Source organism: Bradyrhizobium sp. CCBAU 51745 (assembly GCF_028128715.1).
Classification (GTDB): Bacteria; Pseudomonadota; Alphaproteobacteria; order Rhizobiales; family Xanthobacteraceae; genus Bradyrhizobium; species Bradyrhizobium manausense.
The window spans coordinates 152888-167107 of record NZ_LBJP01000007.1 but is presented as its reverse complement, the minus strand read 5'-3'; the positions used below and the strand labels follow the sequence as shown (position 1 = coordinate 167107).

12 protein-coding genes and 1 pseudogene are annotated in these 14220 nt (G+C 65.2%); 5 read left to right on the top strand and 8 right to left on the bottom strand.

Annotation, left to right across the window (positions count from 1 at the left end; all coding sequences use genetic code 11):
* Nucleotides 1-210: 210 nt before the first annotated feature.
* The 6 genes and pseudogenes from XH98_RS08050 to XH98_RS08025 form a co-directional block, all read right to left on the bottom strand.
* Nucleotides 211-1188 carry a peptidyl-alpha-hydroxyglycine alpha-amidating lyase family protein gene (locus tag XH98_RS08050; protein WP_271618307.1) on the bottom strand — a complete coding sequence of 326 codons (978 nt, stop codon included), beginning with the start codon at nt 1186-1188 and terminating at the stop codon, nt 211-213.
* A 13-nt stretch (nt 1189-1201) separates the two neighbouring features.
* Complete coding sequence (locus XH98_RS08045; protein WP_271618306.1) at nt 1202-2995, bottom strand: flavin-containing monooxygenase; 1794 nt, start codon at nt 2993-2995, stop codon at nt 1202-1204.
* Between the two features lie 55 nt (nt 2996-3050).
* Nucleotides 3051-4136 (bottom strand): DUF2855 family protein, encoded by a 1086-nt coding sequence (locus XH98_RS08040; protein ID WP_271618305.1) that lies wholly within the window; start codon nt 4134-4136, stop codon nt 3051-3053.
* Nucleotides 4137-4170: 34 nt separating this feature from the next.
* A pseudogene (locus tag XH98_RS08035) lies at nt 4171-5748 on the bottom strand (acyl-CoA synthetase); the annotation flags it as partial.
* 15 nt (nt 5749-5763) lie between these two features.
* Nucleotides 5764-6948 carry an ABC transporter substrate-binding protein gene (locus tag XH98_RS08030; RefSeq protein WP_271618303.1) on the bottom strand — a complete coding sequence of 395 codons (1185 nt, stop codon included), beginning with the start codon at nt 6946-6948 and terminating at the stop codon, nt 5764-5766.
* A gap of 39 nt (nt 6949-6987) precedes the next feature.
* A complete protein-coding gene (locus tag XH98_RS08025) occupies nt 6988-7962 on the bottom strand; it encodes an NAD(P)H-dependent flavin oxidoreductase (RefSeq protein ID WP_271618302.1) in 975 nt (324 codons plus the stop codon).
* Nucleotides 7963-8144: 182 nt separating this feature from the next.
* Here XH98_RS08025 and XH98_RS08020 point away from each other — a divergent pair, with 182 nt between their 5' ends.
* A complete protein-coding gene (locus XH98_RS08020; RefSeq protein ID WP_271599027.1) occupies nt 8145-9032 on the top strand; it encodes a LysR family transcriptional regulator in 888 nt (295 codons plus the stop codon).
* On the opposite strand, the gene XH98_RS08015 is transcribed toward XH98_RS08020, so the two are convergent.
* Nucleotides 9029-9682, bottom strand: a complete 654-nt coding sequence (locus XH98_RS08015) for a DNA-3-methyladenine glycosylase family protein (RefSeq protein WP_271618301.1) — start codon at nt 9680-9682, stop codon at nt 9029-9031. The two genes, XH98_RS08020 and XH98_RS08015, sit on opposite strands and share 4 nt — an antisense overlap.
* Before the next feature lie 189 nt (nt 9683-9871).
* On the opposite strand from XH98_RS08015, the gene gluQRS reads away from it, so the two are divergent.
* Together gluQRS and XH98_RS08005 are read left to right on the top strand one after the other, a co-directional pair.
* The gene (gene gluQRS / locus XH98_RS08010) at nt 9872-10744 is read left to right on the top strand and encodes a tRNA glutamyl-Q(34) synthetase GluQRS (RefSeq protein ID WP_271618300.1); all 873 of its coding nucleotides are present in this window, start codon (nt 9872-9874) and stop codon (nt 10742-10744) included.
* 106 nt (nt 10745-10850) lie between these two features.
* A complete protein-coding gene (locus XH98_RS08005) occupies nt 10851-12125 on the top strand; it encodes an ATP-binding protein (RefSeq protein WP_271599024.1) in 1275 nt (424 codons plus the stop codon).
* Here the strand turns inward: XH98_RS08005 and XH98_RS08000 are convergent.
* Nucleotides 12052-12945 carry a YihY/virulence factor BrkB family protein gene (locus XH98_RS08000; protein WP_271599023.1) on the bottom strand — a complete coding sequence of 298 codons (894 nt, stop codon included), beginning with the start codon at nt 12943-12945 and terminating at the stop codon, nt 12052-12054. The genes XH98_RS08005 and XH98_RS08000 overlap by 74 nt on opposite strands.
* Before the next feature lie 305 nt (nt 12946-13250).
* Here XH98_RS08000 and XH98_RS07995 point away from each other — a divergent pair, with 305 nt between their 5' ends.
* Nucleotides 13251-13445 (top strand): twin transmembrane helix small protein, encoded by a 195-nt coding sequence (locus XH98_RS07995; protein ID WP_057746671.1) that lies wholly within the window; start codon nt 13251-13253, stop codon nt 13443-13445.
* Between the two features lie 96 nt (nt 13446-13541).
* On the top strand, nt 13542-14114 hold the full coding sequence (locus tag XH98_RS07990; RefSeq protein WP_271599022.1) for a cob(I)yrinic acid a,c-diamide adenosyltransferase: 573 nt from the start codon (nt 13542-13544) through the stop codon (nt 14112-14114).
* The last annotated feature ends 106 nt before the right edge of the window (nt 14115-14220 follow it).

The following is a 14220-nucleotide window of genomic DNA, read 5'->3' as shown; positions in this document are numbered from 1 at the left end:
ATACGCTGCGAAGCAGCATGTACTGACATACTACATGCAGCGTGACGGGATTGTGAAGCCCGTTGAGCGACTTATTCAGGTGCAAGCAATACGGCGGCGGGGTGGCAAACGCCCAAAAATGCCGCGATTTGGGAGCTCGAAATGGGGCGGGGCGCCTATGGCCCGGACAAGGCGCCGCTCCAATCGCCTATGTGGACCTTGCCGGCTCAACTACTCCCGCACCCGCTCCAGCTTCTGCAAGCACCGCGTCGCGCGCACCACGGCCGGCAACTCCTCGTTGGGGAAGCTGGTCGTCCAATTGGTGACGCCGACTTCGCCGACATAGATGTCGCCCCGCGAATCCAGCGCGAGGCCGTGCGGCGCCAGGAACTTGCCGGCCGCAATGCCCGGACCCGTTTCGCCGCCGAGCCGAGCGAGGCGCTTGCCTTGCGCGTCGACGATGGAGAGCCGCGGCCCGAGATTGGGAACATTGCGGTTGATGTCGAGGCCGGGGCCGAGTTCGCCGATCACGAAGGTCGGATTTTCGGCGCCGCCACAACAGCACAGCGCGCAAGGCCTATGCAGATTGTTCCACTGGGTCTCGTATTTACCTTCGCCATTGAACACCTGCACGCGATGGTTCTCGCGATCTGCGACATAGACCCAGCCGTCGGCATCGGTGGCGATGTTGTGCACGATGTTGAACTGGCCCGGATCGGTGCCGGGCTCGCCCCAGCTTTTGATCAGCTTGCCGTCCGGCGTGAATTTATGCACGCGCGCATTGCCGTAGCCGTCGGAGACGTAGATCTCGCCTTTCGGCGACAGCGCGGTGTGGGTGCAGCGGTGAAAGGGCTCGCCGCTCATGAACGGCGCGGGCTTCCTGGGGATACCGATCGTCAGCAGCACCTTGCCGTCGGTGGTGCATTTGCGCACGGTATGGTCGCCGTCGTCGGTGCAATAGAGATTGTCGTCGCCATCGATATGCAGCCCATGCGCACGCGAAAACAGACCTTCGCCGAAACTGCGCAGGAAATTGCCCTCGCGGTCGAGCACCACCATCGGATGTTCGCCGCGGTTGAAGACGTAGACGCGGTCCTTGCTGTCGACCGCGACGGAGGCGACGTCGGTGAGCTGCCAGCCGTCGGGAAGCTTTGCGAAGTTTTCGACGACACGGTAGCGGTGTTCGCCCGTGCCGAGAATGGCTGGCATTGGTGGTCTCCCTTTATTCACTGTCGTGATGCGAGGCTGTGCCCGCCTCACGCGGCAAAATCCCTTCCTCGATCGCCTTGATCTGAAGCGCGAGGAATTTCGAGTTGATCCGGCACTGTGCGAGGCTGCCGCCGATGAACCACAGGCCGGGCTGGTTTGTGCGCGCGTACATGTTGCGCAGCTCATAGCCGTCGCCAAAGCCCCAGACCGGGCCGACGCGGTCGGCGATGGCCTCTCCGAACAGCTTTCGCACGAGGTATTCCTGCGGCTTGTAGCCGGTGGCGAGCACGATCAGGTCGGCGGCGATGCTCGTGCCGTCCTTCATTCGCGCGCCGTCAGCCGCGAAGCTTTCGATGTCCTCGAACTGCTTCAGCTTGATCTCGCCTTCGACGATCAGGTTGGAGCAGCCGACGTTGAAATAATAACCGCCGCCGCGGGTGAGATATTTGAACTGCCAGCCGGTGCCGGCCTCGCCGAAGTCGAGCTTGAAGCCGACGCGGCGGAGGCCGTCGAGCAGCTCCTTGTCGAGCTCTTTCGATTGCTCCGTCAGCATCACATGGGCCTTCTTCGCGAGCGGCGTCGGCATCGAGGCGGCGATCAGATCGTTGTCTTCCAGCGTGCCCTCATTGTAGGTCGCGTAGGCCAGCTGTGCCGACGGCTCGATATTGGTCACTAGCGTCGGCGAGCGTTGCACCAGCGTCACTTCGGCGCCGCTGGAGTAGAGATCCTGCGCGATGTCGTGACCGCTGTTGCCGGTGCCGATGACGATCGCGCGCTTGCCGTGCCAGTTCTCGCCATCCTCGTAGCGGCTCGAGTGCACGAGCGTGCCCTTGAAACGATTGAGCGTCGGAATGTCGGGGATGTTGGCGATGCCGCTGACACCGGTCGCCATGATGACATGGCGCGGATGCGTCGCGCGCTTGTTCCCGTCCGCACGGCGCAGCGTCACCGTCCATTGGTCCTTGGCCTTATCATAGGCGCCGCCTTCGAACTCGGTGCCGGTCCAGAAGTTCAGCTCCATGGCGTCGACATAGGCTTCGAACCAGTTCGCGAGCTTGTCCTTGGGGATGTAGGTCGGCCAGTTCGGCGGGAACGGCATGTAGGGCATGTGATTGACCTGCACCTGATTGTGCAGGGTCAGCGCGTGATAGCGCTTGCGCCAGACGTCGCCGATCCGCGGCCATCGATCGACGATCAGCGTGTCGATCTGCAACTGCTTCAGCCGCGCTGCGATTGCGAGTCCCGCCTGGCCGCCGCCGACCACCAGCACGGTGGGGTCACGATCGGCATAGTCGCGCGAGGAATTGCGCAGGTCGAGCCAGTTCGGCCCGCGGAAGTCGCGCGAATAGGCCTGCCCCCGCGGCCGTGACGTGCCGAGCTGCTCTTCGAACCCTTTGAGCTCTTCGAGCGCTGTCAGCAGTGTCCAGGCCTTCAGCCTGTCACGGTCCGCGGGGTCCGGCGCGAGCCGCACGATGCCGCTGCCACGGCCGAGCGCGGTTTCGAAATTGAAGATGGCCTCGATGGTGTTCGTGCCGGCGCGCGTGACCGAGCGCGGCGCCGCGCGGGTCGGCGCGATCTTGAAATTTGTCGGCACCGCCTTGGGCGCGAGCGCGACCAGCGCTTGCACGACGGTATCGCGGCCCGCAAACGTCTGCAGGTTCCAGCTCAGTGCCAGCACATCGCGCCAAAAGCTATCGGTGAGGAAGAGGCAGTCCAGCGCAGCGCCATCAGGCTTGATCAGCGAGCCCTCGAATTCATCGAGCCAGGCTTGCGCGGAGACGGCGATATCCTTCGTGCGATCCAGCATGCGCAACCTCCCTTGAGAGGAACGCTATACTGGATCTGGCCATGTCAAAAGCGCTTTACCCGAGCAGCGTGAGCATGTGGCCCTGCTCAGGCGGAATGCGCCCCTTCAGCGTATCGAGATAGACCTGCCGTACGGCGTCGGGGCCGCCGCTCTCGACCACGCTCAGGCACCGCTCCAGCATCGGGGCGAAGCCCGACCATGCCGCGCCGAAGCGCTGCTCGATGCCACCCGGGCCCCGTTCCTTGGCGCGTTTGCGGATCTGGTCGGGAGCGAAGAACCAGCGCGGCTTTGCGCCGGGCAGCACGCCCTCATCCGCGTCGGTGGCGCGATGCGTCAATCCGACGCGCACGGAGCATTTCATCTGCTCGCCAAAATGCCGGTGCAATCCGGCGCGGATCGCGCTGTTGCCGGCCATGTCGACGAAAGCGACCGGCGCATCCGCCGGCAGCGATTCGATGCGATCATAGGTGACGACGTCGTCGTAGCAGCCGAGCGAGGTGACGAAGCCGGTATTGCCTGACGATGTCAGCCCGATCACCTTCCGCCCGCGCGTATGCAGAAGATGGGCAAGCCCGAATGCGGTTTTGCTCGATGCGCTCGACAGCAGCACAGCACCTGCGCCGAAATCGTTGTTCTCGGCGAGGAAATCGTCGACCAGGAACGACAGCATGAACAGCGGTCGCAGCAGCGCCTGGTAGTCGCCCTGCCGTCCGTCATAAGCGGGATCGCCGCCCACGCGCGCATAAGCATTGTAGACCGGCGCCACGCCTTGCCGGTGCGCAGCGCCATCGCGCAGGCCGCGCTTGCTGACGTCGGTGGCCTCGATCACGAGATGCGTCGCCATTGGGAAATAGCCGAACAGGCGCTCGCCCACCGGCACGTTCGGATGGTTCGAGGCGATCACCTCGCCAAAGCCCCACACCGGAATGTTGCCGAAGCCGCTTGGCGCGGGGAACAGCTGCCAGTATTTCAGCTCGTCGCCGAGCACCGCATAGGTGATGTTGTTGGCGGTAAGGGCAAAACGGTCGACCTGCACCAGCAGCGCATCCTGCGGCAGCGCGTCCGCAGCCGGTAGCTCGGTCGCGATCGTCTTGCAATTTTCGAAATCGTCTCGCGCAACGATGAAGTCGGTGGCTATCATGATGTCGATCCCGGCTTGTGTCCTTGCCGGCATCTCAATCGTTCAGCCGCAGGCCATTTGCAACCGCAACATAGTTTGAAACGTTGTTCGTCTCGGCCTTTGCCCAATAGGGATCCCGCAGCTTGCGCTTGAAAATCTTCCCCGTCGCCTCGCGGGGCAGCGCGTCCAGGAACTGGACCTCCTTCGGCACCTTGAAGTTTGCCAGCCGCTCGCGCAGGAACGCCTGCACGGCGGCGGCGGAGAGCTGCGCCCCTGTCTCCGGCTCGATGCAGGCGCACAGCCGCTCGCCGTATTCGGCGTCGGGGATGCCGAACACGGCGCAATCGCGCACGCCGGGCATGGCGATCAGCACGTTCTCGATCTCGGCGGGATAGATGTTGACGCCGCCCGAGATCACCATGTCGCGCTTGCGGTCGCACAGGAAGAGATAGCCGTCCTGGTCGAGATAGCCGACGTCGCCGACGCTGACGAGGCCGTCGCGCCCGGCCTCGGCGCGTGCCTGCGCCTTGCCGTGATAGTCGAAGTCCGGTACCGCCGTCTGGCGCATGTAGATTTCGCCGACCTCGCCGGCGCCGCAGAGGCTGCCGTCCTCGCGGAAGATCTTGACGATGCCGCCTTCGATGGCGCGGCCGACCGTGCCCGGCTTCTTCAAGGCCTCCTCGGCCGAGTGCCACACCGGAATGCCGGTCTCGGTCGAGCCGAAATATTCGTTGATGACCGGTCCCCACCAGTCGATCATGGCGCGCTTGATTTCGGGTGGGCAGGGCGCAGCACCGTGCACGACGAAACGCAGCGACGAGAGGTCGTAGCGCCGCTTGATTGCATCGGGCAGCCGCAGCAGCCGGACGAACATGGTCGGCACCATGTGGATGTGGGTGACTCGGTGGCGCTCGATCAGCGCCAGCAGCTCCTCGGCGTCGAACCGCGCCTGCAGAACGATGGTACAGAAGCTGCGGAACGCCAGCATGCCGTAGGAATGCGGCGCCGAGTGATACATCGGCCCGTTGATCAGCACGACCTGGTCCTCGCGCGGCTTGATGCCATAGGCGATCGCGCCGACGCGCTCGGATGCGGCGGCCTGCTCGGGCTGCATCGGCATGCGCCTTACGCCCTTCGGCATGCCCGTGGTCCCCGACGTGTAGATCATCGCTGCGGCACGCCGCGGCGGTTTCTCCGACTCCGGATGGCCGTTGCGCCAGCTGTCCCAATCCGTCAGGCCGGCCGGCACCTCAGCCATACCCGAAGGAATTGCGAAGGTCGACATGAGCTCGGGCGGGGTTGCCACGACGAGGAGGCGGACGTCCGCAGGCAGGCCGGCACGGATCTGCGGCAGCAGATCGGCATGGCAGACCAGGATCTTCGCGCCGCTGTCGATGAGGATGTAGCGGACTTCCTCGGCCTTGAGATGCCAGTTGATCGGGACCACGGGACTGCCGAGCGCGGCCGAGGCCGCGACCACCTCGAACAGCGCAAAATCGTTGCGCAGCATCATGGCGACCGGCGCGCCGTCGGCGAGGCCCAGGCTGCGAAGCCCGCTCGCGGCCCGCCTGATGCGGGCCTGAATCTCGTCATAGCCGATCCGGCGTTCACCGCTGATGATCATGGCGTGTCCTTGTTTCGCGCGAGCCTAGCGATCGTCCAGCACGTCGCCGAACCCGACCCAGCTCTTGCCGTTGAAGCGGCGGAGCTGAAGCTGCTGGAACGGCAAATAATCATCAGGACCGGTCGTGACAGACATGCCTGGCAGCAGCAGCGGCAACTTCACCTCCTTCAGCAAGGCAGCCTGGCGCATGATGTTGTCGCGGCTGACGTCGTCCTTGCACGCTCGGAGCACCGTCATCAGCAGCGTCGCGTAGTGGTAGCCGGCCGCGTGGTTGGAGTTGGAGAGGTCCGCATTCGGCATGTACTGCTTCATGAAGGCGAAATATTCCTTCACGCCGGGATCGTCGACCCATTGCGGGTCCATCGTGTCCTTCTGGTTGCTCGACGAGATCAGCCCGACCGCGTTGTCCAGCCCAGCCGGCTCGAGGAACGAGATCGAGGAGGCCGAGGTCGGCACGAAGAACAGGTCCGGCTTCCAGCCGATCTCGGCCACACCCTTGATCGCCTGCGAGGTGAACTTTCCGAGCACGACGCCGAACAGCACGTTGGCGCCCGAGGCTTTCAACGTCGAGAGCTGCGAGCTGATCGTCGGTGCGCTGGTCTCGTAGCTCGCTTCCGCGATGATCATGCTGGCGGCTTTGGCGCCGAGCGCACGCTTGAAGCCTGCGACATAGTCACGGCCGAAATCGTCGTTCTGCGAGAGGATGGCGATCTTCGCGTCGGGTTTGGACTGCAGGACGTATTTGGCATAGACGGCACCCTCGGATTCATAGGCCGCCATGCCCGGCATCGTCCACGGGTTCTTCTGCGGATCGGCCCATTTGGTCGCGCCCGAGAGCACGAACAGCTGGGGCACCTTCTTGGCGTTGAGGTAGCGCTGCACGGCGCTATTGGTGGCGGTGCCGAGCGAGCCGAACATCATCAGCACCTCGTCCTGCTCCACCAGCTTGCGGGTCTGCTCGACCGTCTTCGGCGGCGAGTAGGCATCGTCCAGCGAGATGAACTTGACCTTGCGGCCGTTGATGCCGCCTTCCGCGTTGACCTTCTCGAAGAACGCCTCCTGGGTCCGTCCGATCGCGCCGAAGCCGGAGGCTGGTCCGCTATAGGGCAGGGTCTGCCCGATGCGGATCTCGTCGCTGCCTTCGGCGTGGGCGGTTTCAGCCGCGAGCGCCAGCATCGATAGGCCGATCAGTGCGGCTGCCAGCTTCATGATGTCCTCCCGTTCGTCTTTTCTTGTCAGTCTGAACCGTCAGGCGCTGGCGCGCATCAGGAAATCCTGTCGGGCCTGCTCGAACTCGCCCTTCATCCGCTCGACGAGCTCGGCGACCGGAGGCGCGTCGGTGATCTGGCCGATGCCCTGGCCGGATCCCCAGATATCGCGCCATGCCTTGGATTTCATGTTGCCGCCGGAGCCGAAATTCATCTTCGTCTTGTCGGCGACCGGGAGATTGTCCGGGTCCAACCCGGCGGCCGCAATCGACGGTCCGAGATAATTGCCGTGCACGCCGGTGAACAGGTTGGTGTAGACGATATCGTGCGCGGCGTGCTGCGTCAGCGCCGACTTGTAGGCTTCATCGGCGTTGGCTTCCCGCGTCGCGATGAAGCGCGTGCCCATATAAGCGAGGTCGGCGCCCAGCGTCAGCGCCGAGGCGATGCCATAGCCGTCGCTGATCGCGCCCGACAGCAGGATGGCGCCGCCAAACCATTGCTTGACCTCGCGCACCAGCGCGAAGGGCGACAGCGTGCCGGCGTGTCCGCCGGCGCCCGCGCAGACCAGGATCAGGCCGTCGACGCCCTGTTCGGCGGCCTTGCGCGCATGCTTGACGTTGATGACGTCGTGGAACACCAACCCGCCATAGGAATGTGCGGCCTCGACGATCTCCGCCGGCGGCCGTAGCGAGGTGATGATGATGGGCGCCTTGTGCTTCACACAGGTCTCCATGTCCTTCATCAGCCGGTCGTTGGAGGCGTGGCAGATCTGGTTGACGGCGTAGGGCGCGACCTTTTTGCCGGGATTGCGCGAGCTGTATTCGCCGAGCTCGTCCTCGATGCGGCTCAGCCATTCGTCGAGCTTTTCGACCGGACGGGCGTTGAGCGCGGGAAACGAGCCGACCACGCCGGCCTTGCACTGGGCGATCACCAGCTCCGGGCCGGAGACGATGAAAAGCGGCGAGCCGACGACGGGGAGCTCCAGCTTGTTCCTGAGCAGAGCGGGCAGTGCCATCCGATCCTCCTGACGACGCGTCGTCGGCCTGCCGGCCGAAGCTTGAGCGCTTCCATGTCGATTGTCGCGCCGGCGCGGCTTTCCGCCAGCCGGCGCTTTGACCCCACTATAGGATTGGACGGCCGGCGGCGGATCGTTCAATATTGAACACACGTATATTCAGATTTGTACGGAGCGCGGCGGTGGATTGGGATCTCTGCAAGACCTTCGTCGCGGTCGCCGATACCGGCAGCTTCACCGCCGCGGCCAAGCGCCTGCACGCCAGCCATCCGACCGTCAGCCGCAAGATCGCGGCGCTGGAGGCGCAGCTCGGCACAAAGCTGCTGGCGCGTGCCGCGGATGGTTTTGTGCTCACCGCCGACGGCCGCACTCTGCGCGAGCATGCCGAGGCGATGGCCGCCGCGGCGCTGCGGGCCGAGGCGGCGGTTGGCGCCGGCGGGCGCAAGGCGCGCGGCACGGTCAAGCTGTCGATCGGCGCGACGCTGGCCTCGCACTGGCTGATGCCGCGGCTGCGTTCCTTTCTCGGCGCGCATGATCACGTCCGGCTCGAGATCATCACCCATCCGTTTCCGGCCAGCGTGCGCCGACGGGAGGCCGACGTCGTGCTGCGGCCGGTCGACAGCGGCGAGGAGAATCTGGTCGGCAGGAAGGTCGGCCGTCTCGGCACCGGCTTCTACGCCTCGCGCGACTATGCTGCCGGCCGGTCTCTGCCGGAACGGAGCGGCGAGTGGAAGGGGCACAGCGTCATCGGCTTTGCCGATCAGGATTCGAACGCGCAGCTGGCGCGCTGGAGCGATGCGATCACGCGCCAGGGCACCGTGGTGATGCGCTGCTCTTCGCAGGGCGACATGCTGGCGGCGGTACGCGCGGGGATCGGGATCTCCGCGCTGTCCTGCTTCGTTGCGGAAAGCTATCCGGACCTCGTGCGCGTCGCGCCGCAAAAACTCGTCAGCGTCGCCGACCTCTGGCTGCTCGCCCATCCCGATCTGGTCGAGCTGTCCGCGGTGCGCGCCGTGGTGGATTATGTCGCGGAATGTGCCCGGGCCGACCGCGAACGGTTGCGGGGCTAGTTCGATCCCGCAAGCACACCCTCGCGCTTCTTCACCGCGCGGTAGTAGCTCCACCACAGATGCGCGGCCGCGCCACGCAGGGGACGCCAGGGTTCGGCGAGCGGCGCCATCTGCTTTTCCGTCGGTCGGGCCTTCAGGCCGAGACCCATCCTGATGCCCTCCTGCACGGCGAGGTCGCCGGCCGGCCAGGCATCGCCATGGCCAAGGCAAAACAGGAGATAGAGGTCGGCCGTCCACGGCCCGATGCCCTGCAGCGAGACCAGCGTGTGATGCGCGGCGTCGGCGTCTTCCTCTGCGAGGACGTCGAGGTTCAGCCGCTCGGCGATGATCTCGCGCGCCAGATGTTTCAGCGTCTTGATCTTGGCCGCTGACAGTCCGAGCCGCCCGAGCCGGTCGGTGCGGGCGCGGCGCACCGCCTCATGATCGAACGGATCGAAGGCCGCAGATAACCGTCCCCAGATCGCCGCCGCACTCGCGGTCGACAGTTGCTGCCCGCAAACGATATGCGCCAGCCCCGCAAAGCCCGGCTCGCGCCGCCTGAGCGCCGGCATGCCCGCGATCTCGAGCACGGACTTGAGGCGCGGATCGCGCTTGACCAGCGTGCGGACGGCGTCTTCGAGATCGGATTGGGATTCGAGGTGGATGGTCATGGCAGTTTGGCAAACTCTCTCCGCAGTCATGGCCGGGCTTGACCCGGCCATCCACGTCTTTCTAACCGCAGGACATTGTTTAGCATGGGCCGCGGTCATCGTGTTCGTCCATGACGGTGACACGATCGGTCTGTGATACCGAACAACGTGGATGGCCGGGACAAGCCCGGCCATGACGAGATTCATCTGATGCCGCCACCCGTTTTCCGATTTGCCCCGAGCCCGAACGGCCACCTTCATCTCGGCCATGCTTATTCGGCGCTGCTGAACTTCGACCGCGCGCAGGAGACCGGTGGACGGCTATTGCTGCGCATCGAAGACATCGACGTGGCGCGCTGCCGGCCTGAATATGAGACCGCGATCTACGAAGATCTCGCCTGGCTCGGGATCGCCTGGGAAACGCCAGTGCGGCGGCAATCGGAGCATCTCGCCGACTATCGCGCGGCGCTTGAAAGACTCTCCGCGCTCGGTCTCGTCTATCCAGCTTTTGAGAGCCGCGCCGAGATCGCAAAGCTGGTCGCGGCCCGTGAGGGGGATGGGCCATGGCCGCGTGATCCCGATGGCGCTCCACTCTATCCTGGCGATGCGAATTCGCTGCCAGCCGGCGAGCGAGCGCGCCTGATCGCCTCCGGCGCGCCCTATGCCTTGCGCCTCGATATGGCGGCGGCCTGCCGGCAGGTCTCCGGTCTGACCTGGAACGAGCAGGGCGAGGGGCCCGACGGCGAGCGCGGCCTGGTCGCCGCCCGGCCCGAGGCGTGGGGCGACGTGATCCTGGCCCGCAAGGAGACGCCGACCAGCTATCATCTATCCGTGGTGGTCGACGACGCGCTCCAGCAGGTGACCGAGATCGTGCGTGGCCAGGACCTGTTTCACGCCACCTCGGTTCACCGGCTGCTTCAGGCTCTGCTCGGCCTGACCGAGCCCATCTATCGCCATCACGGCCTGATTCGCGGCACCGATGGCCGGAAGCTGTCGAAATCGAACCGCTCGACTGGCCTCCGGGAGCTGCGTGCGGCCGGCATCTCGCCCGCTGGCATCCGCACGACCGTAGGATTAGGCTAAGTTTCTCTGGGGGTTAGCACGGCAGTGCCGTGACTCCGGGGTGGCGGCCATGCCATGCTCGCCTTTGAGCCCGGGGGGTTCGAAGCGGAGACTTCGAAGGGGAGCTATGGCGGCGAAAACGCGCGCAGCGCGCACCACGCGAAAGTCCAGGCAGCCGCCTCGGAAGCGGTCCGGGGCGGTCGGGAAAGTGCGCCAGCGCAGCACCGGGAACGTTGCACCCGACGTGATCCAGGCGGCGCTCGCGGCCTTTGCCCACGAGGTTCGGACGCCCCTGACCGGCATTCTGGCGATCAGCGACCTGCTTTCGACCTCCGACCTCGGCGAGCGGGAGCGGCGCTGGGCCGACACCATCAAGGCCGGTGCCGAGCATCTGGCGAACCTCGCCACGCTGTTCGTCGATGCGGCCAAGACCGGCAAGGGTGCCGGCAAGAGCGGCACGCTGCGGCAGGATCTGTTTGATCTGCGCGCGCTTGCCCGCAGCACCGGCGATTCCCTCGCCGGTCGTGCCGCTGCCAAGGGCCTTCAGGCCGAGGTCGATATCTCCGACAAGCTCCCGGGCCTCGTGGTCGGGGATTCCGTTCGCCTCCGCGCCGCACTCGAGAACCTGATCGACAATGCGGTCAAGTTCACCGAGCAGGGGGCGGTCGCCATCTCGGCTGCGCCTTGGCGGCCGGCCAAGGGCAAAGCTAGCGGCAAAGCCAAGGACAAGCATCGGGTCGGCGTCGCCTTCTCGGTCTCCGACAGCGGCATCGGGCTGACCATGGCCGAGATCAAGCGGCTGTTCCGCCCGTTCACCCAGGCCAATGTCACCATCGCCTCGCGCTTCGGCGGCGCCGGGCTCGGTCTGTCCTCGGTCAAGCAGCTGGCCCGTGCGATGGGCGGCGACATCACGGTCGCACCGCGGCGAGGTGGCGGCGCCACCTTCACCCTGACTGTCACGCTCGATGCGGCCGGGCCGGCGAAGGCCGGCAAGACCGAAGGCGGCGAAGCGGAGCCGCTGACATCGCTGCGCGTGCTCAGCGTCGAGGACAATCCATTCGGCCGCGTCGTGCTCAACACGATCCTGACCGAGCTCGGCCATCATGCCGAGTTCATCGGGCGCGGCGAGGATGTAGTGAACAGGCTCGCGCAGGGCGGCTTCGATGCGGTGCTGATGGACATGGTGTTGCCGGGCATCGACGGCGTCGAGGCGATCAGACGGGTTCGCAAGATGCCGGCGCCGCTGGCCCGGATCCCGATCATCGGCGTGTCTGGCCGCGGCGAGGACGAGGCGGCCGCGCGCGAAGCCGGCGCCGACGCCTTCCTCGTCAAGCCTGTGTCCCCGCGGGCGTTAGCGATTGCGCTGCTTGAAGCGACACGCCGTGAGGAAGTCGCGATTTGATGATCGCGGCGTTGAGTTCGCCGCCGAAGACGAAGATCGCGGCAATGAAATACAGGAACACCAGCGCGATGATGACCGAGGCGAGTCCCGCATACATCGTGACGTAATTGTTGGCGAAGCGCGCCAGGTATTGGCCGAACACGATGCCCGAGATCAGCGATGCCACCACGGTGAAGACGATGCCGGGCAGGATCTGGAAGAAGCTGCGCCGTCCCGACGGCAGCCAGGCGTGCAGGATGAACAGCGCCACCACCAAAGCGGCGATAGTGATGCCATAGCGAAGCCAGGTGAGGATGCTCTCGTTGGATTCGACGAACAGCGGAATGTGCCGCCGGGCAGCTTCGATGAGCAGCGGCCCGAGCACGATCAGGAATGCCATGGCGAGCGCAGTGAACGCCGCCACCAGCGTGTAGCCGATCGATTCCAGCCGGAGCCAGTACCAGCGCCGCATCTCCACCACGGCATAGGCACGGTTGAGTGCAACCCGGAGTGCCTCGACGCCATTCGAGGCGAAATAGACCGACAGCACCGCGCCGATGGTCAGCACGCCGGAGCGGGTCGTCGTCAGCACGTCGTGCACCTCGCCCGAAATCGAATCGGAGACCTGTTTGGGCCAGACCTGAAGCATCAGGCTGGCGGCCTGGTCGGCGAGCTCCTTGGAGCCAAAGAAGCCGGCCAGGGACGTCAGCACGATCAGGAACGGGAACAGCGCCATCAGCGTCGACAGCGCGATATGGCTCGCGATCGCCCAGCCGTCGTCGGCCAGGAACGTGTAGAAGGCGTCCTCCACGATGACATAGATGGTGCGAACGGCTTTCACGCGCAGCCTACACGACAGCTGTTGCTCGCTCGCCCCTTGCGCGGGGAGAGGCAGAGAAGCCGGGCAATTGGCTCGGACCGGAAATCATCTCGCTACCATCTGATATTATTGGCGGAAAAGCCAGATCGCGAAGCGCCCCGTCGTCATTCCGGGGCGATGCGAAGCATCGAGCCCGGAAATCCATTTTTTTCCCACTCGTCATGCGGCCCAATGGATTCCGGGCTCGCGCTGCGCGCGCCGGAATGACGGCGGTGGGTTGCCGCGACGCCATGGCGGAGCGCCGCACACGGTGTTATCACCCCCAAATGGCATCTCTCCTGAGTACTTTCATCCTGCCGATTGCCGTGGCCGCCGTGGCGGTGGTGCTGCTGCTCGGCCTCGTCAACATGATGCGCGGCGGCTCGCCCAACACGTCGCAGAAATTGATGCGCTGGCGCGTGCTGCTGCAGTTCATCGCGATCGTCATTGCCATGGTCGCGGTCTGGGCGATGGGGCGATAGGGCGATAGGGCATGATCCGGACCCGAAGGGCCGCGCTTGCGCAAAAAGTGAAGCGGTTTTCCGATTAGATCATGCCCGAAGAACAAGGACACTCTCATGGTTGTTCTGAACCGCATCTATACGAAGACCGGTGACGACGGCACGACAGCGCTCGGAACCGGCGAGCGCCGTCCGAAATATGATCGGCGCATCGCAGCATACGGCACCGTCGACGAGACCAATGCCGCAATCGGCGTGGCGCGCCTTCACACCAGGGATGCACTGGAGCTCGATGCGATGCTCGGCCGCATCCAGAATGATCTGTTCGATCTCGGCGCCGATCTCGCGGTGCCCGAACGGGACGGCAAAGCGGAGCGGCTGCGGGTGGTGGCGGGTCAGGTCGAGCGGCTCGAGCACGACATCGACGCGCTCAACGACAAGCTGGCGCCGCTCACCTCTTTCGTGCTGCCGGGCGGCACGCCGGCCGCCGCCTATCTCCATGTCGCGCGCACGATATGCCGCAGGGCGGAACGCATGATGGTGGAGCTGGCAGCCCAGCCCGGCGAGCCCGTAGGCGCCGCTGGCATCCAATATATGAATCGCCTGTCGGACTTCCTGTTCGTGGCCAGCCGCGCCGCTAACCATGATGGCGCCGGCGACGTGCTCTGGGTTCCGGGCCAGAATCGCTGACCCCAAGGGGTCGCTGACCCCATTGAGATCAGCATTTCAGGGGACTAAAATTAGGCCTTCGCGCGTTGACCGGGCCGGATCAGGCCTTTAGGTTCCGCGCCAGTTG